The following is a 21,354-nucleotide window of genomic DNA, read 5'->3' as shown; positions in this document are numbered from 1 at the left end:
TAGCAGAAGGTGCGCTTGGGCGCCCGTGCTTGAAATAGTTCCGACGGCGCAAGCTCATCGGTGCGAGTACCGCCTCGACCTCACCGTGTAGCGCTTCGGCTTGGGCGTGTGTCATTGACCTGGCGGCGGCTGGTTTGGCTCTGGAGAAGGCCGATGACCTTGGTCGACACTCCGCTTGAAGGTGCCGACCACCGCGTCGGCTGCGTCGGCGCAGCCTCGAGCGCGCGCACGGCCTACCGGTCCATGACTGTTCGCGTGTCTGCGCACAGGGCCGAACGATGCACGTCGGCGCCCTGAGGACACCCCAAAGGCGACCCGACGATCGTGGACTGAGCCCCCTCATCGCAGTGTGACACCTGTCTCGACGCTGCCCACTAGCCCGAATCTATTTCGATACGCTACCGTTGCGTAGCGGTATTGATTTCAGTGTCGAGACCACGCCGTCGCGTAGCGGTATTGGTGTCAGCGTCGAGACCACGCCGTCGCGAATCCCACCAACCATGTGACCGACCAAGATCGAGGTGTCCAATGTATGATTCAGCGGCCTTCGCCAAGGCACGGAAACAAAAGATAGCGACACTGTTTGCGGAAGACCCGCAATTCGCCAGCGCGACGCCCAAAGCAGAAGCATTTCTCGCCGCACAGCAGCCCGGAATCCCCCTGGCTGAATGCCAGCGAATCATCTTCGATACTTATCGAGATCGGCCCGCCTTCGCGGAACGCGCCAAAGTGTTTACCACCGACGCGGGGGGCCGCACCATTCTGGCCCTCGAGCCGAGGTTCGACACACTCAGCTACGCAGAGGTGTGGAAAGCGGTCGAGGCTGTCGCTGCCGAACTCTATTCCCACCCGCGGCATCCCGTGCGGGCCGGGGATTTCGTTTCCACCATCGGGTTCACCAGCGCACAACACGCGACATTGTTCTTGGCACTCAACTACCTCGGTCTGGTAGCGGTTCCCTTGCAGACGAGCGCCACTCCCACCGATCTCTCGAAGATCACCGACGAGACGGAACCGAAAATCTTGGCAGTCAGCCCGGCACGACTGACCTATGCGGTCGAACTCGCGGAGGTGACTCGATCGATCAAGCGAATCGTCGTATTCGACTACCACCACGAGGTCGATGAGCATCGCGAACTGTTCGAATCAGCCACCCAGCGACTGCGGGCCATCCGCCCCGACACGACGATCGACTCGCTCGCCGAGGTCATTGCCCGCGGGAAGACGCTGGCGCCGGCTCCGCTGGACACGGATACGACTGGCGATGCCCCGTCGTTGCTGATTTACACCTCGGGTAGCACCGGCGCACCAAAAGGCGCCGTGCACACCAAGCGATTGGTCCGCGACGCGTGGACCGGACGGTGGCAGCCCGACCACGAAACTCCGGTATTCTCGATGAACTTCACGCCCTTGAGCCACCTGCTCGGTGTCGCGACGCTGGCCGCCGGCCTGGTGCGCGGTGGCATCTCGTACTTCACCGCGAAGAGCGATCTGTCCACGCTCTTCGAGGATACGGCGCTAGCACGGCCCACCGAACTGTTTCTCGTGCCACGGATCTGCGAAATGCTCTTCCAGCACTATCAGAGCGAACGGTCTCGCGTCGCGAACCCGACTGCCGAGACAGACGAAGACATCAGAGCCCACATCCGAAACAATGTCCTGGGCGGTCGGATGGTTTCGTTGGTCTGCGGCTCGGCGCCATTGTCGCGCGAACTGCACGAATTCATGGAATCATGCCTCCAGCTGCACTTGACGATTTCCCTGGGTTCCACCGAAGCCGGTTCGATTCTGGTCGACAACTCGGTCCAACGACCACCAGTTGTCGAATACAAACTCGTCGACGTTCCGGAGCTCGGCTACTTCGTCACCGATCAGCCCCACCCCCGCGGCGAGCTACTGGTCAAGACCGAGACCATCATCCCCGGCTACTACAAGCGGCCAGAAATCTGGGAAAACGCGATCACCAGCGACGGCTTCTACCGGACCGGCGATGTCATGGCCGAAATCGCGCCGGACGAACTGGTATTCGTCGATCGTCGCAACAATGTCTTGAAGTTGTCGCAAGGTGAATTCGTGACGGTCTCCAAATTGGACGCGCTATTTGTCAAGAGCCCTCTCGTGCGCCAGGTCTACGTCTACGGGAACGGCGAGCGTTCGTTCTTGCTCGCGGTCGTCGTTCCCACCGCTGAGGCACTTGCCGGGACGCCGAAGCCGTCCGAACTGAAAGCGCGGATCGCGGCATCGATTCAGCAGGTCGCCAACGAGGCGGGACTCGAATCCTACGAGATCCCGCGGGACTTCATTGTCGAAACCGACCCGTTCAGCACGGAGAACGGGTTGCTCACCGACTCTCGAAAGCTCAACCGACCCAAGTTGAAGGCCAGATTCGGCGATCAACTCGAGGCGCTCTACGGCGAAATGGCGGACAACCAGGCCAGCCAATTGGCATTCCTGCGCACCCATGGAGCCGATCAGTCCGCTCTGCAAACAGTCCGCCAGGCCGCGGAGGCCGTGTTGGGGACAACGTTGGACGCCGCGATCCAGCGGATACCCTTCACCGATTTGGGGGGTGACTCCTTATCCGCCCTGACCTTCGCGAACCTGCTCAGTGAGATCTTCGGCATCGAGCTACCGGTGGCGGTAATCCTCAACCCGGCCAACGATCTCGAGCAGATCGCCACGCATATCGAATCCGAACTCGCACACGGGTCGACCCGGCCCACTTTCACCAAGATCCACGGCGCCGAGGCCACCGAGGTCCGTGCCCGCGACATCACCCTGGCGAAGTTCATCGACGCCGCGACGATCGCCGCCGCCAAGAAACTGCCTCCCGTCAGCCACGATCCCGCTCGGGTGGTACTGCTCACCGGCGCAAACGGGTACCTCGGCCGCCTGATGCTTCTCGAACTGCTGGAACGTGTTGCCCCGCGCCAGGGCAAGGTGATCACCATCATCCGCGGCAGCGACCGAGCAGCCGCCCAGCAGCGGCTGGAACGGGTGTTCGATACGGGCGATCCGGAACAGCTGGCCCGGTTCCGGGAACTGGCGACCGATCACCTGGAGGTGCTGGTCGGTGACGTCGGCGAACCCAACCTCGGACTATCCGAGGACACCTTTGCCGACCTGGCGCGACGAGTCGACCTCATCCACCATGTCGCCGCCTTCGTGAACCACGTGATGCCGTACAAGGAGCTCTTCGGCCCGAACGTGCTCGGCACTGCCGAGATAGTGCGCCTGGCCATCACCGGCCGGATGAAGCCGGTCAGCTTCGTCTCCACGGTCGGGGTGGGGGCGGACTCGGAAATCCCCATCGACGAGGAAGTGGACCTGCGCACGGTAAATCCGGTGCGCTCGCTCACCTCCGGTTATGCCAGCGGATATGCCGTCAGTAAATGGGCGTCGGAAGTGCTCCTGCTCGAGGCGCACGACGAGGTAGGACTGCCCGTGTCGGTGTTCCGCTCGGATATGATCCTGGCCCACAGCCGATACCAGGGTCAGCTGAACGTGCCGGACAATCTCACCCGACTACTGTTCAGCCTCATAGCGACTGGAATCGCGCCGGGATCGTTCTATCAACTGAACTACACCGGTGTCCGGCCACGCGCCCACTACAGCGGGCTTCCGGGCGATTTCACGGCCGAAGCGATCGCGACGATCGGCGAGGAAAACCATAGCGGCCACCACACGTACAACTGCCGCAACGCACATGACGACGGGATCTCCCTGGACACCTTCGTCGATTGGCTCGTCGATGCCGGCTGCTCGATTCGCCGAATCGACAGCTACCGGGATTGGTTCGCACGCTTCGAAACCGCGCTCAATGCCTTACCGGAAAAGCAACGGCAGCAATCGATTCAGCCGCTGCTGCACGCATACGAACAACCACCGACCAGCTTCGGTGCGGATATGACCGCAGATCGTTTCCGGGACGCCGTCCGCGCGGCGAAGATCGGTCCGGACGGCGATCTTCCGCACCTCGGCGCCGAGCTGATCGGCAAGTACGTGTCCGACCTGCGTCACCTGAAAATGATTTAAGTATCCGAAGGGTACTGCCCCGGTGCGTCTGGGGCAGTACCCTTTTCGACCCACGATCGGACCTTACCGGTCGAGTTTGGAGAGACCAATCAACAACCACGTGCAGCGCCGGGGTAGACCGCGAAGTGAAGAAGCGGACCGCGCCATCCGCACCGCCACGCTGCGTATCATCGCTGATCTGGGCATAGGTGCGTTGTCGATCGAACGGGTGGCTGCCGAGGCCCGTGTCGCAAAGACCACGATCTATCGGCGATGGAACTGCAAAGAAGATCTCATCGTCGATGCCATCGCATCCGTCGACCTACCCTTACCCGAACTGCCCGGCACATCCATCCGGGAAGATTTGATCATCGTCGCCGAGAACCTGCGCTGGCGTCATCTCGAATCGGCACAGGGACCGCTGCTTGCCGCTTTGGCCAATGAGAGTCTGCGTCATCCATCATTGCGGGAGCGGTACGCCGAGATTATTGTCAAACCTCGCGAGGCCCAGGTGCTGGAAGTGTTGAAACGCGGCATCGAAATCGGTGAGCTCAGGCCGGACCTCGATCTCGAACTTGCCACAATCACGATCTTTGCCCCAATCATGCAGATCGTCCGCTTCTATCCTCACCTCAGAAGCCCGGAAACGGTCGAACGCAGCGTCGATATGCTGCTGCGGGGCATGATATCAGTGCATAGTAGGAGGACGGAGGCTTACGAATAAGCCTCGAAGAACAAGCGATTATCGCCCGCACAGGTGGCGGTCATCTGTAATACGTTGTTGCCGGGCGGAAGCGAATTCGATCTACTGGTTTCGGATGCTGCAATGGGATTCATCGTGACCGGCCGCAACGGGCGGCGATCCGGCCCTGCTGCTGGTCGCAGGTAGTGATGACGTCGTCCTACTCGTGATCGGCGCCTCGGACCAGTCGGCAACTTGCGGTAGCAGCGGTGCGTTCGCACCCGGATCGATTCGGTAGACGAGATCGGGAAGGTAGGGCACGGCATGGTGACGACGGCAGACGTTTTGGTTCGCGACCTGATCGCGCATGGGGTTTCGCGGATTTATGGGATTGTCGGGGACAGTCTGAATCCGATTGTGGATGCGGTCCGGCGTACGGACGGTATCGAGTGGGTCCATGTCAGGCACGAGGAGGCGGCCGCGTTCGCGGCGGCCGCCGAAGCGCAGCTGACCGGACAGCTGGCGGTGTGTGCCGGCAGTTGCGGGCCGGGCAACCTGCACCTGATCAATGGGCTGTTCGATGCACATCGCTCGGGTGCGCCGGTACTGGCTATCGCCTCGCATATCCCGCTGGCCCAGATCGGTACCCGGTACTTCCAGGAAACGCATCCGCAGCAGCTGTTCGCCGAATGCAGCCACTACAGTGAGATGGTTTCCACGCCGGAGCAGTTGCCGCGGCTGCTGCGTATCGCGATGCAGACCGCCCTGGGCGCGGGCGGTGTTTCGGTGCTGACCATCCCCGGTGATGTCAGCGGGCGGCGGGCTCCGTCGAATGCGGTGGGGCACAGCGCATGTGCCGTTCGCTCCCCGCTCGTGCCCGCGCCGGCGCAGATCGAGGAACTGGCCCGGGTACTCGACAACGCGGACAAGGTGATGCTGTTCTGCGGTGGCGGCGTGGCGGACGCGCACGATGAGACAATAGCCCTGGCGGACGCGCTGGCTGCTCCGGTCGGCCACAGTTTGCGCGGCAAACAGTGGATCCAGTACGACAATCCGTTCGACGTCGGCATGAGCGGACTGCTCGGCTACGGTGCCTGCTACGAGGCCATGCACGAGGCGGACTGCGTGGTCCTGCTCGGCACCGACTTCCCCTACGACGATTTCCTGCCGCAACGGCGCACGGTCCAGATCGACCGGGACCTCACCCGATTCGCCAGGCGCACACCGCTGGATCTCGCGGTGCACGGGGACGTGAAAGCGACCGTCGCGCAGTTGCTTCCACTGTTGCGGCCGCGCACGGACCGTTCGTTCCTGCATCGCATGCTGCATGAGCACGCCAGGCGGTTGGAGAAGGTCGTCGGTGCGTATACCGGCAAGATCGCCGACCGCACGCCCATCCATCCCGAATACGCGGCGGCTGTCCTCGATGAGGAGGCGGCAGGCGATGCGGTGTTCACGGTTGACACCGGAATGGGAAACGTATGGGCGGCAAGGTATCTCACGCCGAACGGGCAACGCAGGGTAATCGGCTCGTTCTGGCACGGCAGCATGGCCAACGCGCTGCCGCACGCGATCGGCGCGCAGCTGGCATACCCGGGCCGTCAGGTGATCTCCCTGTCCGGGGACGGGGGGCTGAGCATGCTGCTCGGGGAACTGTTGACCTTGAAGACCTACGACCTTCCGGTGAAGGTGGTGGTGTTCAACAACGCCAGCCTCGGCATGGTCAAGCTGGAGATGATGGTCGAAGGTTATCCGGATTACGGAACCGACCATCCCGCAGTGGATTTCAGTGCCATCGCCACCGCATGCGGTATCCCGTCCGTTCGGATCGATCATCCCGGCGATCTTGCCAAGGGGCTGCGGACGGTGCTGGAAACTCCCGGCCCCGCCCTGCTCGAAGTAGTGACCGACCCGAACGCGCTGTCGATTCCACCGCGGATTACCGGTGAGATGCTGCGTGGTTTCGCACTGAGCAGCGGCCGCACGGTCCTCGACGGCGGCGTCGGCAAGATGATCGACATGGCTCGCAGCAATCTGCGCAACATTCCACGTCCCTGATTCGCCACTCGCGAAGAAGATTCCAAGCCCGCATTTCCGGATTGTCTCGTCTATACGTCGGAACGAGATTCCGGTGGCGCACATCGCGGTAACCAGGACGCTCGCTTGTCACATTCTTTCGTTTCCGCGTTTCGCGCGAAATAGTCGCTGGAAGACATTGGTTTCCACAGTCGTACGAGAATTACCGCCATAACAAACGATTGGAGCCGTGTAGCCATGCCTCTGTATCCGCAAGACCGTGATACGGGATTCGACATCACCCGGCTGAACCATCTTCACCTCGACGTCACAGATCTGGCCGAGAGCAGACGGTTCTACGAGGAATTCGTGGGACTCGTGGTGACCGAGGCCACCGACGACGCCGTATACCTGCGGGGTATCGAGGAGATCCAGCATCACAGCCTGGTACTGCACCGGGCGGCCGACGCGGCGGTCGGGCGCACAGGTTTCCGGGTGGCCGCCCCCGAGGACCTGGATCGGCTGGCCGAGCATTTCCGTGCACGAGACCTGCCGACGCGGTTCGTAGACCTTCCGGCCCAGGGCCGCACCTTACAGGTGAGCGACCCGCAGGGCGTTCCCGTCGAATTCATCGCCGCGATGCCGGTGGTCGGAACGCGACGAGAGGTGCTCGACTACACGCGCAAGGTCGGTGCCGCGCCGCCACGATTCGACCATCTGCAGATCAGGGTTCCCGACGCCGACAGCGCGGTCGAATTCTGGGCGGGGCTCGGGTTCCATACAAGTGAGGCCGCCACTGCGACGGGCGACGCGGACGAGCCGCTGCAAGTCGCGTTCCTGGAACGCAAAGGCAACGCGAACGACATCGTCTTCAGCCAGGGCCCAGGACCGAAGCTGCACCATTTCGCGTTCGTCGTGCACGACGCACCGGTCACGATGCTGCACCTGCTGGACACCGCCCACACGCACGGTTTCAAGACGAACGTCGAATACGGGCCCAACCGCCACAGCATCGGCACCGAAACAACCATGAATTTGCGCGACCCGGACGGGCACCGAGTCGAACTGCTCAGCCATCCCTACTTCGTCGACGCCGACGAACCGACTCTGTTGTGGTCGTTCGCGGATCCGCTCGCGGCGGTCAGTCTGTGGGGGGCGGAGCCGGAGCTGTCCTGGTTCACCGAGACCTCACCGATGCGCGGGGTCCGGGCACGGGAACCCGAGACGCCGACGCCGATGCCGGGCGCTCCGGTCCAAAGGGTCAGTCATGCGGGATGAAAGAGTCGTCATGAATCTCAACGGGAAAACGGTGCGATAGATGAGCGTGCGCACCGCCCGGGCATTGCACTATTCATGGAGCGTTCGAAAAGGGGAGTGAAAATGCGCTTCGCCAATGTCAACGACCGCTTCTGCGTGCTCGCCGCCGACGGGCGAGCCATCGACCTCGCGCGCGCGAGTGGCGGCAGAATTCCCGCCGAGCCACTGGCGGCTTACCAGCAGTGGGACGACGTGCGTGACGTGGCGGGCACAGTTCTGTTTCGAGCGGACATGTCGATGACGTTTGGCGAATCCGACCTTCGCAATCCCGCACCCGGGGCGCGACAGGTGTTCGCGGTGGGATTGAACTACCGCGACCATTCCGAAGAAGTCGGTCTGCCGGTCCCCACCGAACTTTCGGTGTTCACCAAGTTCCCGACCTGCTTCACCGATCCGTACGCCGACGTGGCGTTGCCCGCAGGGCACGTCGACTGGGAGGTGGAATTGGTGATCGTCATCGGCCGGCGCGCGCACCGTATCGGCACCGAACGGGCCTGGGATCATGTCGCGGGTTTGACCGTCGGTCAGGACATCTCCGAACGAATTATCCAAATGACTGGTGCACCACCGCAATTCAGCCTCGGCAAATCCTATCCGGGGTTCGGCCCCATGGGACCGGTGCTGGTGACGCCGGACGAGTTCGCCGACCCGGGCGATCTGGAGATCGGCTGCGCGGTCAACGGCGAAACCGCGCAGTGTTCGCGCACTTCGCAGCTGGTGTTCCCGGTGCCGGAAATCATTGCCCGCCTCAGCGCCGTCACGCCGCTGTTGCCGGGCGACGTCATCTTCACCGGCACCCCGCCCGGCACAGGTATAGGGCAGACACCACCGCGCTACCTCGCCCCTGGTGACACGCTCACCAGCTACATCACCGGCATCGGCGAAATCAGGCAGAAGTTCTACGCCGCCGAGTAGCGCGGATCAACCCCGCCCGGATTCCGGACACTTCGAAAGGAGTCGAAGATCATGGATCTAGGTATCGCCGGACGATGGGCGACCGTCTGCGCCGCCACCGAAGGACTCGGCTTGGCCTGCGCGCGCGCCCTCGCGGGCGAGGGTGTGAATATCGTGCTCAATGGGCGCGATTCGGCGAAGGCGGAGCGGCGTGCGGCGGGAATCCGCGACGAATTCGGTGTGCGGGTGCTGCCGGTCGGTGCGGATATCACCACCACGGATGGTCGCGCGAAATTGCTTGCCGCCCAAGCTGATCCCGACATTCTGGTGACGAACAATCGTGGTCCGCAGCCGGGCGGCCTGGCCGAACTCGGCGACGATGATTTCGCGACCGCGCTGGATTTGCACTATTGGACGCCGTTGCGGCTGGTTCGCGCCGTCCTGCCGGGCATGCGTTCCCGGAAATTCGGCCGCATCGTCAATATCACCTCGGCCATGGTGACCACTCCGTCACCGCTAATGCTCGCATCGGCCGGGGCGCGGGCGGGGGAGACCGCGATCATGAAAGGTATTGCGCTGGAGGCGGTTGCCGACAACGTCACCGTCAACAATGTTTTGCCCGAGCGCATCGACAGCGGGCGCCAGATCCAGCTGGCGCACCTCGAGGCCGAGCGCGCGGGCATCGACTTCGAGGAAGCTCGCCGAGCGCAGGCCGAATCGATTCGGGCCCGGCGACTGGGCCGTCCCGAGGAAGTCGGGTCCGCGGTGGCTTATCTGTGCAGTGTGCAGGCCGGCTACATCAGCGGAATCAACCTGCATCTGGACGGCGGCAGCTATCCGGCCCTCATTTGACGGCGAAGGGGTGTTCGACCATGCGGTCGCATCGAGAAAACCGGCATCCGGCAAGCGATGGCACGCGGGCTGCGATGCCCGCGCGCCGACTGACCTTGACCATCGACAACGGACCGCGACCCGGACGCACCGAGTGGTTGGTGGATCTGCTCGGGCAAAGGGGGCTGCGCGCAACGTTTTTCATGGTCGGCGCGCACCTGGCCACCCCGGAACAGCAGCGTGCCGCCGAGGCGGTGCGGGCAGCCGGGCACCGCGTGGGCAACCACACGATGCACCACGGCGCACCGCTGGGAGAGGTGGACGCCGCGGCGGCGATCGCCGAGATCGCCGACGCCCAGACGGCATTGGGTGATTTGGCAGGACCCGAGAAACTGTTCCGCCCCAATGGTCGCGGCCGACTGGGGCCGCATCTGCTGAACCGGGCCGCTGTCAATTATCTGGCCGCCCACGAGTACACGATCGTGACCTGGAACGCCGTGCCGCAGGACTGGCTGCAGCCGGCCGACGGCTGGCTGCGGCGGGCCCGTGCGCTGGTCGACAGCCAGGACTGGACCGTTCTCGTGCTGCACGACGTGTACGACGGCATCCAACACCTACCGAAATTTCTCGACGAGATACAAGACGCGGGCATCGAATTGACCGATGAACTACCCGACAGTGTGGTGCCGATGAAACAAGGGCGCAGCCGCCCCTGGCTGGACCAACTGGTCACGATGTGACGTGCCACCGCGTCACGAATGGACAGGTCGGCGGTCGGTGTGGACGCGGCTGTTTCGTAGTCCGCTACCGCTATCGTGATCACGTGCCCCTGGAACTGGAGGAGACGGATCGGCGGATCGCGGTGGCGCTCCTGTCCGATCCACGCGCGTCCTGGCGGGAGCTGGCACAGCGGCTGAACCTATCCGAACGGACCGTAGTGCGCCGGGCCATCCCGCTGTACGAAAAGGGTGTCCTCCGCGCCTCGGCTATGCGCAATCTGTCCGTTTTTCCGCAGATGGTGCCCATCACCCTGCGGCTCAGATGCACAAGGGAACGGATCGGCACGATCTGTGATGCCCTGGCGAGCAGACCCGACACCATCGGCATGGATGTGCTCAGCGGTGGCAGCGAGATCAGCGCGCTGGTGTTCCTGGACGGCCCGCAGGAACGGGATGCGTTGCTGTTGCGGGATCTTCCCGCGACACCCGCGGTGCTTTCGTGGACCGCGGAACGGGTGCTGCGGGTGTTTCCCGCGTCGGATCCGGCGCACCGGCCCGCTCCCGATGAGCTGATCCTGGGAGTCGGCATGCTCGAGTCCGAGCGGCCACCGAAACTGCTCGAGGTCGACAAGGCGCTGATTCAGGCCCTGATTCGGAACGGCCGCGCCAGCTATACCGAGCTGGGTGCGGCAGCGGGTATCACCGCGCATACGGCGCGGCGTCGGCTGGAGATACTGTTCCGGGAACATGTGGTTCGCCCGGTGACGGTGGTCGACGTCGCCTTGCTCGGGCTGAAATCCCAAGCGCTGCTCTGGCTTACCGTGCAGCCAGGTGCGCTGGAGGAGATAGGTCGTCGGTTGGCGCTGCATCCGATGGTGTTCTACGCGGGTGCGGTCAGCGGGCCGACCAACCTGCATCTTGCCGTCGCCGCGCGCGACGACAACGAGATATATCAGTTCGTCACCGGAACCGTCGGCGCGATTCCCGAGGTGACGATGGTGGAGACGTCGGCGATTCTGGCCACCATCAAGCGGTCCGGGCTGCGGTTCCGCCCGCCCTGGCCCCAGTCGCGCGGTGGCAGTGGGCAGGCATCGGCCGTCAGCGCACAGTGACCGGGCATCCACGAAGGTGATCGTCGTCAGGTGGTCTGCTCGCGCAGTGGCGCCAGCGCGGCACCGACTCGGACCAGTTCATCGAACATGGCCTTGGCGGCGTTGGTCATGATCGCATTCGGGTTGACCTCGCCCTCGTCGCCGAGGAATTGCTCTACGAAGGGAATCGACACCGCTTCGTAGACCGGAGCCATCTTCAACATGGTCACCACCTGCTTGATCATCTGCGCGGCGCGCGTACCCGCCGAGACACCGCCGTAGCTGACCAGACCGACGGGCTTGTACTCCCACTCCGTGTGCAGGTAGTCGATGGCGTTCTTCAGCTCGGCGTTATAGCCAGCGTTGTACTCCGGCATCACGAAAACGAAAGCATTGGCTTCCTCGATCTTCGCACTCCACTTCTTGGTGTGCGGATGCGTGTATCGACGCAGTCTGGGGTGATTGGGTTCGTCCATGAATGGCAGATTCACCACGGCAAGATCGACCAGCTCGACCTCGTCCCAGCCACCGTGACCGACGGCTTCGGCTTCGATCCACTGCCCAATAGGCAGTCCGATGCGCCCGGGACGAGTGCTGGCGATGATGATCTCGAGTTTGTTCATGATCTCCTCGCTAGGCCGAAATCGGCGGGCTTGCTCGCCGATCACAATGACGGTGGCGTTTTATCACCGCCATGTTGTCGGAATTCGTGTACAGCCGGCCGGTGCAGCTCGATGGCGATTCTTTTGCGGTTCTCGGTGGCGGTACATGCTTCTGCCACAATTGTGCGCGCGTATCTGTGATTTATTGCCATGGGGTGTCCAACCGGCAGGGAATGCGCCATTTCTTGTCCCGTAGTGACAAATATGCGCCAGAGGCAGGCCACCGCGATGCGCGGTCGTACTACTCGCCGGTGCCGAAATCGACGGAGCGTGAACTCGGAAGCATTCCTTTTACAGATGAGAACCATCTGTAGTCCGTGCGGGTGATCGACCTCTCACTTCGGCGACAATATGCCGGCGAGGTGGTCGTAGGCGACATGGCTATGCAGTCGCACACCGGTGACCAGCGTGTCGTCGTCGGCATAGAAGTGCGGGTTGTGGTTCATCGCGAGGCCGCGACCGCCCGGAATCGGTGTCGGCATACCGTGCGGCGCCAATTGCGTATCCTGTACGCCCAGCAGGACATAGAGTCCGCCGTACTTGTTGACGAATTCCGAGACGTCGTCGCAGGCGAGGGTCGGAACGGACTGCACCACCTTCTCGTCCCCGGCGACGCGCCGGAACGTCGGCAGTGCGGCCTCGATCCACTTCTCGGTGTTGTGCACGGCGGGTACATGTTGCAGGAAATCGGCTGTCGCCGTGGCGTTGTAGGCCAGCGCCGTATGTTCGACAAGCGTGTCGAGGCGTTTCTGTACCTCGGTCATATCGGATTCGACGGCACAGCGGATGGTTCCCAAGAGTGTGACTGTTTGTCCGATTATGTTGAACCGTCCCACATCCTCGATATGCCCGATCGAGACGGTGATCGGATCGTAGGCGTCCAGCTCCCGGTACAGCTGCCCGATGCCGGTGACGATCGCCGCCGCCGCCGGCATCGGATCGATGCCCATCCACGGTGTGGATCCATGCACCTGCTGCCCGGTAACGGTGATCTTCACCAGACAAGAGGAGCTGAACAGGTTGCCGGCCCAATATCCGATGTCGCCCTTGGGATATGGCCAGACATGCAGCCCGAACGCCATGGTCGGTGCCGGGTTGTCGAATGCACCTTGTGCGAGCATCTCACGGGCGCCGCCCTTTTCGTCGACGGGCGGCCCCTCCTCCGCCGGCTGGAAAACGAAAAGCACGGTGCCGGGCAGTTGTTCGCGCACCGCGGCCAGCACGCTCGCGGCGCCCATCAGCATCGAGATGTGACAGTCGTGCCCGCAGGCATGCGAGACCGGGAATGGCCCGCCCGGATAGTCCTTGTCGACGACGTGTGCGGCGAAGTCGACCCCGGACAGGTCGGGCACCGGCAGCGCGTCGATATCGGCACGCAGCGCGATCACCGCACCGGACCCGCCGCCGTCCGCTCCGCCGCGCAGCACCCCGACGACGCCGTGCCCGGCGATCCCGGTGCGCACCTCGTCCAGCTTCAGTGAGCGCAGATGGTCGGCGATGAGCTCGGCGGTATTGGATTCCCGATTGGGCAGCTCGGGATGCTGGTGCAGGTGGTGTCGCCAGCGCACAACCTGCGCGGCGATCGCGTTCGCGTGCCGGTCCAGCTCGTCATAGATCGTGCTCATCGAGATCTCCGTTCATTGGCAGGTGCTGCCTGGTCGGTACTCGTTGATCAACACATCCATCATGCCTCGCGAGTGCGGGGTGGGCTCGCCGCGGGCCGCAACAACGATATCCACGATAACCGGAGCAGGGGATGCCGCGTTCTGTGCGCTTCGACCGATCATTCCGGCAAAGCATGTGCGGCCGGTACGAATTACGCCCTCAACGGTTGAATTGAATTGCGCACAATGTATAAAGTCCGAGCAAGGGGTGTGGGGAAATGGAAATTCAACGCAGGCCGGTCGATATCGGCGTGATGTGCGGTTGATGAACGAGAGCAGGGAATGGTGATGAGGCGATGAAGTCCGAGGGTGGCGAACCGGTGCGGCTGACTGCCCGCCTCGAAGTCAGCCGGATTTCGACCGAGGAATTGCTGGGGTTGGGCAAGGGTTCCGTCATCGGTCTCGACACGCTGGCGGGTGAGTCTGTCGACCTGCTGGTGAACGAGCAACTCGTCGCTCAGGGCGCGGTCGTCGCGGTGGGGGACGGACATGGCGTCCGCATCGGCAATATCGTGGCGACGGAGGATCGACGTGCGGCGGCAAGTGCTTTCCTGGATCGCCACCGCGGCCATCTTCGGGCCTTGTTCGACATACTGAACGTGCCCTGGCACGATGACGTCGCACAGTTGGCGGCCACCACGGCCAGACACTGGCTGGGCCCGGAGCATGGTCGGATACCCGCCGACTACACGCCAGCGCAGCGAACCCGGGCGCTGGCCCTGGTGGACGCGATGGGACTGCTGAGCGAGACGCTGCCCGTCGCGGGCGCCACATTCGACGAAACAGAGATCGTCGCGGGCACCTGGAAGGCCAACGACGGCCGACTGCACCTCGTGCGCAGGCTCCGGCGCGAGCGTGATTGCGTGCTCGGCCCGATCAAGGTCTGGTGCGGTCAACGGCTGCGGGAGGCTCGGGACGGCACCGTCGACGACATCGTCGACCGCCTTGTCGCTCGCGACCCGAAGCTCCTGGAGCACCCGTGGGTGCGCGCCGAACTCGCCCGCGACCCTGTGGATCCCGATCCGTGGGGTCGCCCGTTCGCCACCGAGTACGAGATCGTCATCGCCAATGCCATGGCCGTCTTCGGCGGCGAATTGACCTTCGCCGCCACTTGCCCGGCCACCGGTCCCGCCACCGTCGCGGGCGTACCGCGCCGAACCGTACTCTGGCAGCGATTCGGTACCCCCGACGGCATGGATTTGTTCGTCCTCAACGCCGCCGCCCGGCACCGCCCGCAGGGACCGGCCCGGCCCACCACGGCCAGCTGTGCAGAGGAGTGGTTGCGGCACCTGCCGCCCGCTATCGGCGCACAGGTCCTGGTCGTCGCCGGGAACCCGCACACCGAGCGGACTGTCGGGGACGTCGCGCGGGTGGTCCGTACCGCGCGGCGCGGCGATCTGACCATTCACTCGGCCGGGACCCCCGCACTGGAGCAACCCCGGCGCTTGGAGCTGTGCCTTGGCGAGATCCATCGCCTCCTGCACAACCACGTCGGGGAATGACAAGCGCTGCCACCGTCCGCCGAGTACTCGCCCGGCGCCGCTGTCTTCACCGGTGCCTGACCGGGTGGTACGGGTCGACCCGCTTTGCCGAAATCGGCGGAGCGCATTGTGGATTCATTCCCGGTACAGATGGGGGCCATCTGTAGTCCGTGCGTGCGCGTAGGCGGCGTATTCGCTTTACTGGCCGTTGTACAGAGCCGAATGTGAATTGGCTTGTCGGGCAGAGGAGGCGGTCGTGGCCGACACGGCCCGCGCCGACCGGCCGCCGCGATCACCGGCCAGGCGGGCCGAGTCGGTGGCCGCGGTGGATGTGTCGCGGAGCGCAATATGGTGATGGATGGTCGGTGTCTTCGGGACGGACGACTCAAACTTCGTCACCTGCTATTGCTCGACGCCCTGGCGCGGCACGGGAGTTTGGTCGGCGCGGCGGCCGAGCTGCATATCACTCAGCCGGTTGCCACGCGCAATCTGCGCGAGTTGGAGTCGATTCTCGGTGTCGAGCTGTATGAGCGTGGGCCGCGCGGGGTTACGCCGACCATTTTCGGCGATGCCGCTGCCGCACACGCGCGTGCGGTCATTACGCGGCTATTGCAGGCCGGACGTTACATCGCCGAGTTGGCGGACGGGGCGCGTGGCACGGTGGTCGTCGGAACCGATACGTCCGGGTCGAATCTGTTGCTCTCGCGAGCAATTGCCCGATCGAAGGCGCGGTATCCGTTGGTGACGGTGGTGGTGCGCACCGCGCCGCCGGAAGCGGTGCCGGCGGATCTGGAGTCGGGGCGTGTCGATCTCGTGGTCGGTAGGCTTTCTGCGGCGGCCGAGCCAACGATTATTACCGAGGTCCTCTGCACGGATTTCGTCGAACTGGTTGTGCGAGCGGATCATCCGATGGTCGGAGTGGGCAATCCGACGCTGCGGGATCTGGCGGAATACACCTGGATCCTGCCCGCTACGGAAGTGGATTCGCGGGGCGAATACGAAGAGGTCTTCGCCCGATCCGCGATGCCGTTGCCCGAGCGCCGGATCGAAACCTCTTCGTTCGCCGTGGCACTGCAGCTGTTGCTGGAGACCGACATGATCGCGGTGCTGCCACGAAGTCTCACCGCAACCGGTGACCTACGCGTGGCGGTACTGCCGGCATGGTCGGATGCTCCGGAAATCACGGTAGGGATGAGCCGGCTGGTCGATCGGCCGATGAAGCCACCGACACGGGCGCTGATCGAAGACCTCCGCGGCGTCGCCGCCGAAATGCGCCGCGGGTGAGCCGCGCCAGGTCGGCTCCGCCGCGGCACATCCGGCGAGTCCTCCGGCGGGGTTCGGCGAAGCGGGTGGAAGAAGCTGCCTATTCAGGCCGCGGCGACGCAACCATATTCTGTTGCGTCGCACCGGCTTCGGCCGCCCAGGTACCGAGAGTGAGATCACGGGTAGCCGAGTACCCTCAGCCTCGCGATCTCACCTGGCGTGCCCGTTATTCGCCTCGGGGGGCTTACCTGTAGACGATTGCCGTACGTTCCCCCGAGTAGCCGCTTTTTGCCCGAATACGGAGAGTAGCCTTTTGGAACTCGCCCCACGCTGTATTGTTCAGCGGGATTTCCCATTCTCCATAGACCGGGTTCGCTTCACCGATGTAATCGAAGGCAAAGCCCGAAGACATTTCCAGGACCACAGTCGCGGTGTCCGGGAGCGATGTGGTTCCGCGAGCGACGATGTTATAACCAGGCAAACGGTCTCCGTCGTATGGCGAAGAGAAGGTAAATGTGGCCGGCGGCAGAGGCGAAGGAGAAGGAGTAGACGCAACTCGGACGGTGACCTGGCCTTCGCCGGGGTAGCCGCTCTTTGCTCGAATACGGAGCGTGTGCTCGCCGGGCGGCCATGCCGAAGTGTCCATCTTTATTTCCCAATTTCCGTCGGCCGACGGGTTCGCTTCACCGACGTATTCGCCGTCCCTGGTCAGGACCAGGGTATAGATGTCCGGGAGCGATGTGGTTCCGTTAGCGAATTGGTCAGCATCAGGAGATAGAGTAAATCCGTCCCTGGGATATTCGAAGATCAGCGTGGCCGGTGGAGCAGACTGCAACCATCTCTGGGCAGAAGACCCGTTCTTTGACCACTGATGGATCCACGCGGTCTCTTCATGACTGCCTTTATTTACATCGAGGTATTTGCCGCTGTTCGAGTTGCGGTAGAAATAAGCCTGGTAAATGTCAATGTATTCGGAGTACCACACCTGATTGGCGCCGCCGTTGTACCGCCAATGGTATACCAGATCCCCGTCCTCGGTTCCCCCGCGATCCACATCCAAGACGTCTCCGGCAGCCACATTCCATATGATCCCGTCATGATCGTGGACCCACAGCTGCGCAGGATTGTTGGGGTCGTAGCGGCGCTGCCTGACCAGGACGGAATCGTCCTCCAGCAGCGCTTCCAGAGCCAGATTGCTGCCCTGGTTGATGAGATTTATCGGTTCCCCGGGCAGTTGCTGGAGCTGGAGGTGGACGATGGCATAGCCTTCACCGTTGCCGCGGCCGTCCAGATGGACCTCCAACTGCCGGCCGCCGCCGGAGCTTCGCAGGATATCGGGGGTGATCGCGACCACCGAGGTGCCGACATGATCGTCGGCCGCCCAGGCCGTCAACGCATTGATGATCGCGGCGATCGCCGCGCCGAGAGCGGCGGCGACCGCCGTGCCGATGAGGGTGCCGAGCAGGAAGGCGGCGACACCGGCACCGCCCTCGAGGGCTGCGGCCTCTGCGACATCGGACAGGAACTGTAGCCAGGTGGAGGGGTCGATGAGGTTCTCCACGATGGCATTTGCCAAGGCATGCAGCGAATTGTCGTATTGCATGTATTGCTCGTCGTTGTCTTGTTCCCAGCAGTCGACGGTGCACACCAGGCCGGTAGCACCCGCCGAGCCGACCCACAGCACGTTCTGCCGGAAATCCCGGTTCACGCCGTCGTCGATGTCCGCCATCACCTCGGACTTGTATGACGTGGTCCGCTTGGTGTTGGTGGTGGCGAACCCGAAGTACCACTCGTCGGTCGGGGTGCCGTGATCGTCGTGGGACTGGGCGACGGCGTGCATGCTCGTGGCGCGCACCTGCCAGACGGTGTCATCGGAGGTGAGTCGGCCACTGGACTCGGGTGCGGGGGCCGAGTCCGCGGTCGACGCGAGGATATTCAGGCTCCAGCCCGCGGCCTTCGCCGCGCGAGCGAATTCGTCATCGGGCGGCGCGGGTACGGTGGCCTCGCCCGCGCGCGCCGTGGTCGCGTCGGTGACCCGCACGGACGGCATCGCGAGAATCTCGGCGACCATTTTCGGGGCATCACGGCGGAAATCGGCATCGGTATAACCCTGTTCGGTGCTCAGGTGAGCCACCGCCTGCGGGAACACCGCCCGGCGCGCCTCGGTCGCAGCACCGGCATGGACCGCGCCCAGCTCAGCGAGCTGATCATCGCTGAACCCCAACCGCCGCAACGGATCCACCAGCCGCCGCTCGAAATCGGTCAGCGTCTTGCCCTCGCCCAGGCGGGCAAACGCGTTGAACGCCACGCCCACAAGGTGGTGGCGTGGCCGGTTGGCCGCCACCCGAGCCACCCGCGCATGCGTCGCGTCCGACTGCTCACCGGACAGCACAGTACGCAAATTGCCCACAATCCTCGCGTGATGCTCCGGACGAGGAACCTTCATTATTATTGCCCTCCAAGACATACAGAATGACAGCGCGGCACCGCACACCTGCAGCTGGCGGCCCGCGTTGTCATAGGATCGACATTCGAATACCTCGCCCGCCATCAGGGGTCAGGGTGAGGTGAACCAACCGTAATCGAAAACCATCCCCACAAATCCCCTTAATTGGGTATATCAATTGCGGTTCGGCTCCGATCCTCGGTGCATACGATGCTATCCAAAGGAAGCTGTAGACCGCTATGTGCGTACAACACAAAATTTTCGGAAACCGCGCACAAACCACGACACCAACCGGATCTGAATAAGGCCCGGTCGCGGCGTCGACCGGCTCGACGCCGCGACCTGACGGCCGCACCATAGCTCTCAGCCGTCGCCGCGATTACGGCGAGTCGAACATCCATTGCTGCGAGGCGGTGCCGTCGACAAAATTGATAACGAGGTTGTTACCGGGGGTCTGGACATCGCCTTTTGCGCCCGAGAGGCAGAGTTCGTCCTCGCCCAGGAAACTCAGCAGCTGGTGCTCGTCATTGTATTTCCAGCGCTGGCGGTCGGCTGCCGGTTCGCGCTTTGCGGCTTGAACGATGCGTCCCTTTCCGATGGTGATACTGCCTGACTTGTCCATCGTTATTTCCAGGGAAAGTCCACTCTTCTTGTTGACGATAAGCCCCTCGGTAAATTTCCACAACTGGTTGTCGTTATCATGGTCTCGCTTGTCCCAAAGAATGACTGCGGCCCCCTCTTGGGTGCTGCCGCCCTCGATGTCCAATACCTTGCCGCTGGCCATATTTCGGATGAAGTGATAATCTCCGGCGGCTGAGACGCGTTCTTGTCCGGCCGCATGTCCGGTCGTAATAGTCAGCAGGGTGGCTATCGTCAATATAGCCGAGACCAAGGCCTTGATGACGGATTTCATACCTGTCCTTCGATCTGTATTCGTGCCTGTTTTCGAAATTCGGCGATGAGCGCGGCATTGCATTTCGATCTGCTTTTCGAGCGGAATCATACGATAGGCGTTATGCTCAGGGCGCCGCAAGGTCACGGCAACAAGTTCGTATGCGAAGTACATATTTTAGAGGTCGCCTTGTATCGGCAGCACATGTGGGCAAAGGGTCTATGCTGAGCTTATTTCGTCCGATTCGGATACCGAAGTTATCGGCATAGCGGATTTTGAATCACGGACGGAAGTCGCTGCCTGTTCGAGAAACTGCCAAAGGATGATGCCGGGTGACCGGACGGGGCTCGACAACCCGGAACCCCGGACATCACGATCGTGCAGACGCGGGTCGGCACGTCGACAGTCGACGGTTCGGCGCCGATTCCGCTGAGCGGGCCGAATCCGGTGCGGCGACCGCGCCGATCCTGGTCACCCGCCATCGGCGGCGCCGAGGCCGTCTCGTCCGGACAAGTCGTGCACCGGTCCGAGATCTGTTCCAGGCGCTATGCGCTGATCGCATGTTCCGATTGGCGTTGGTTTTCGCCTATGGCGCGTGAGAATGGGCCGCTGACAACACTTTTGGGTCAAGGTAGCGGCGATAGTTCGATATTCCTACTGGGCATAGCTGTTGGCGCCCTGTGCTACGAGACCGGATGATGTCGCGGTATTTGTGCCCCCACGCACAAATATCGCCGCTACCTATGACATGTCACTCACCAATGCCTAAGGTTGTCCTTCCAACCGGAAGGACAACACAGGGCGGGCTCGGCGACGTGTTCGCGTCTGGGACGAAAGGCTATGTGGCACAGGGTGGTATCGACGATATGAGCGGCCGTCGAGCAATCACCAGTCACACGAGAACGAACGCCCACAATCGCACGCCCCGACCCGAGCCGTTCGACCTCGGAACGATCACACAGGGATTGGCAAATCGCCCGAACGCCGCTGGTGGCCATGGCTTTTCGCAAAGGATGACAACTGTCGCATGAAAACCGCCCTCGAAACCTCTGTTGTCAAGGTGATGTCCGATATGCGAAAGTCGCAGTGTGCCAACAACATCGAATGTGCTAAGGTTCAGCAATCAGGCGGGCAACGACCGATACGAGGTGTTGCAGACAGCCCGCCGTTCCTGAGCTCCGAGCCTCGGCCGTTCCGGTCCGGGAACGTTTCGACGCGCCGACTTCCGGCTATGTCGACCTGAATCCGAGGAAAGGCCAATGGCAGCCGCTATAGCGCCGTGAATATTTGTCACTCGCTTGTCAGGCGCGGAGATCGGCAAACGGTTCCGATAGCACCGATCGTGCGGCACCGGCGTGGCGTTCGATACGGCGCCGAGCGAA

Annotated in this window: 14 protein-coding genes; 10 read left to right on the top strand and 4 right to left on the bottom strand. The window is 63.0% G+C overall.

What is annotated here, in order from left to right; genetic code table 11:
- The first annotated feature begins 528 nt into the window (after window positions 1-528).
- The 8 genes from car to F5544_RS31055 all read left to right on the top strand — a co-directional run bounded on the left by car (window position 529) and on the right by F5544_RS31055 (window position 11,585).
- The gene (gene car, locus F5544_RS31090; protein WP_167476473.1) at window positions 529-4,035 is read left to right on the top strand and encodes a carboxylic acid reductase; all 3,507 of its coding nucleotides are present in this window, start codon (window positions 529-531) and stop codon (window positions 4,033-4,035) included.
- Between the two features lie 76 nt (window positions 4,036-4,111).
- Window positions 4,112-4,738 carry a TetR/AcrR family transcriptional regulator gene (locus F5544_RS31085; protein WP_167476472.1) on the top strand — a complete coding sequence of 209 codons (627 nt, stop codon included), beginning with the start codon at window positions 4,112-4,114 and terminating at the stop codon, window positions 4,736-4,738.
- A gap of 282 nt (window positions 4,739-5,020) precedes the next feature.
- Entirely contained in the window at window positions 5,021-6,754 is a 1,734-nt protein-coding gene (locus F5544_RS31080) for a pyruvate dehydrogenase (RefSeq protein WP_167476471.1), read from the top strand.
- A 216-nt stretch (window positions 6,755-6,970) separates the two neighbouring features.
- Complete coding sequence (locus F5544_RS31075) at window positions 6,971-7,990, top strand: VOC family protein (protein WP_167476470.1); 1,020 nt, start codon at window positions 6,971-6,973, stop codon at window positions 7,988-7,990.
- 102 nt (window positions 7,991-8,092) lie between these two features.
- A complete protein-coding gene (locus F5544_RS31070) occupies window positions 8,093-8,944 on the top strand; it encodes a fumarylacetoacetate hydrolase family protein (protein ID WP_167476469.1) in 852 nt (283 codons plus the stop codon).
- Window positions 8,945-8,995: 51 nt separating this feature from the next.
- On the top strand, window positions 8,996-9,775 hold the full coding sequence (locus F5544_RS31065) for an SDR family oxidoreductase (RefSeq protein ID WP_167476468.1): 780 nt from the start codon (window positions 8,996-8,998) through the stop codon (window positions 9,773-9,775).
- Window positions 9,776-9,795: 20 nt separating this feature from the next.
- Window positions 9,796-10,494, top strand: a complete 699-nt coding sequence (locus tag F5544_RS31060) for a polysaccharide deacetylase family protein (RefSeq protein ID WP_238846758.1) — start codon at window positions 9,796-9,798, stop codon at window positions 10,492-10,494.
- An 83-nt stretch (window positions 10,495-10,577) separates the two neighbouring features.
- Window positions 10,578-11,585, top strand: coding sequence for an Lrp/AsnC family transcriptional regulator (locus tag F5544_RS31055; protein WP_167476466.1), 1,008 nt, complete (start codon window positions 10,578-10,580; stop codon window positions 11,583-11,585).
- A gap of 26 nt (window positions 11,586-11,611) precedes the next feature.
- Here F5544_RS31055 and F5544_RS31050 read toward each other — a convergent pair whose 3' ends face one another.
- Window positions 11,612-12,187, bottom strand: a complete 576-nt coding sequence (locus F5544_RS31050) for an NADPH-dependent FMN reductase (RefSeq protein ID WP_167476465.1) — start codon at window positions 12,185-12,187, stop codon at window positions 11,612-11,614.
- A gap of 374 nt (window positions 12,188-12,561) precedes the next feature.
- On the bottom strand, window positions 12,562-13,851 hold the full coding sequence (locus tag F5544_RS31045; RefSeq protein ID WP_167476464.1) for a M20 metallopeptidase family protein: 1,290 nt from the start codon (window positions 13,849-13,851) through the stop codon (window positions 12,562-12,564).
- 335 nt (window positions 13,852-14,186) lie between these two features.
- On the opposite strand from F5544_RS31045, the gene F5544_RS31040 reads away from it, so the two are divergent.
- On the top strand, window positions 14,187-15,392 hold the full coding sequence (locus F5544_RS31040) for a FliM/FliN family flagellar motor switch protein (RefSeq protein WP_167476463.1): 1,206 nt from the start codon (window positions 14,187-14,189) through the stop codon (window positions 15,390-15,392).
- Window positions 15,393-15,719: 327 nt separating this feature from the next.
- Entirely contained in the window at window positions 15,720-16,655 is a 936-nt protein-coding gene (locus F5544_RS31035; protein ID WP_342760387.1) for a LysR substrate-binding domain-containing protein, read from the top strand.
- A gap of 223 nt (window positions 16,656-16,878) precedes the next feature.
- On the opposite strand, the gene F5544_RS31030 is transcribed toward F5544_RS31035, so the two are convergent.
- Both F5544_RS31030 and F5544_RS31025 read right to left on the bottom strand, forming a co-directional pair.
- Window positions 16,879-19,026 (bottom strand): RICIN domain-containing protein, encoded by a 2,148-nt coding sequence (locus tag F5544_RS31030; RefSeq protein WP_238847503.1) that lies wholly within the window; start codon window positions 19,024-19,026, stop codon window positions 16,879-16,881.
- Between the two features lie 433 nt (window positions 19,027-19,459).
- Window positions 19,460-20,146 (bottom strand): RICIN domain-containing protein, encoded by a 687-nt coding sequence (locus F5544_RS31025; RefSeq protein ID WP_167476461.1) that lies wholly within the window; start codon window positions 20,144-20,146, stop codon window positions 19,460-19,462.
- Window positions 20,147-21,354 lie beyond the last annotated feature (1,208 nt).

Source organism: Nocardia arthritidis, assembly GCF_011801145.1.
Classification (GTDB): Bacteria; Actinomycetota; Actinomycetes; order Mycobacteriales; family Mycobacteriaceae; genus Nocardia; species Nocardia arthritidis_A.
Note: the sequence above shows the minus strand (reverse complement) of the source record. Positions and strands in the feature narration are given on the sequence as shown.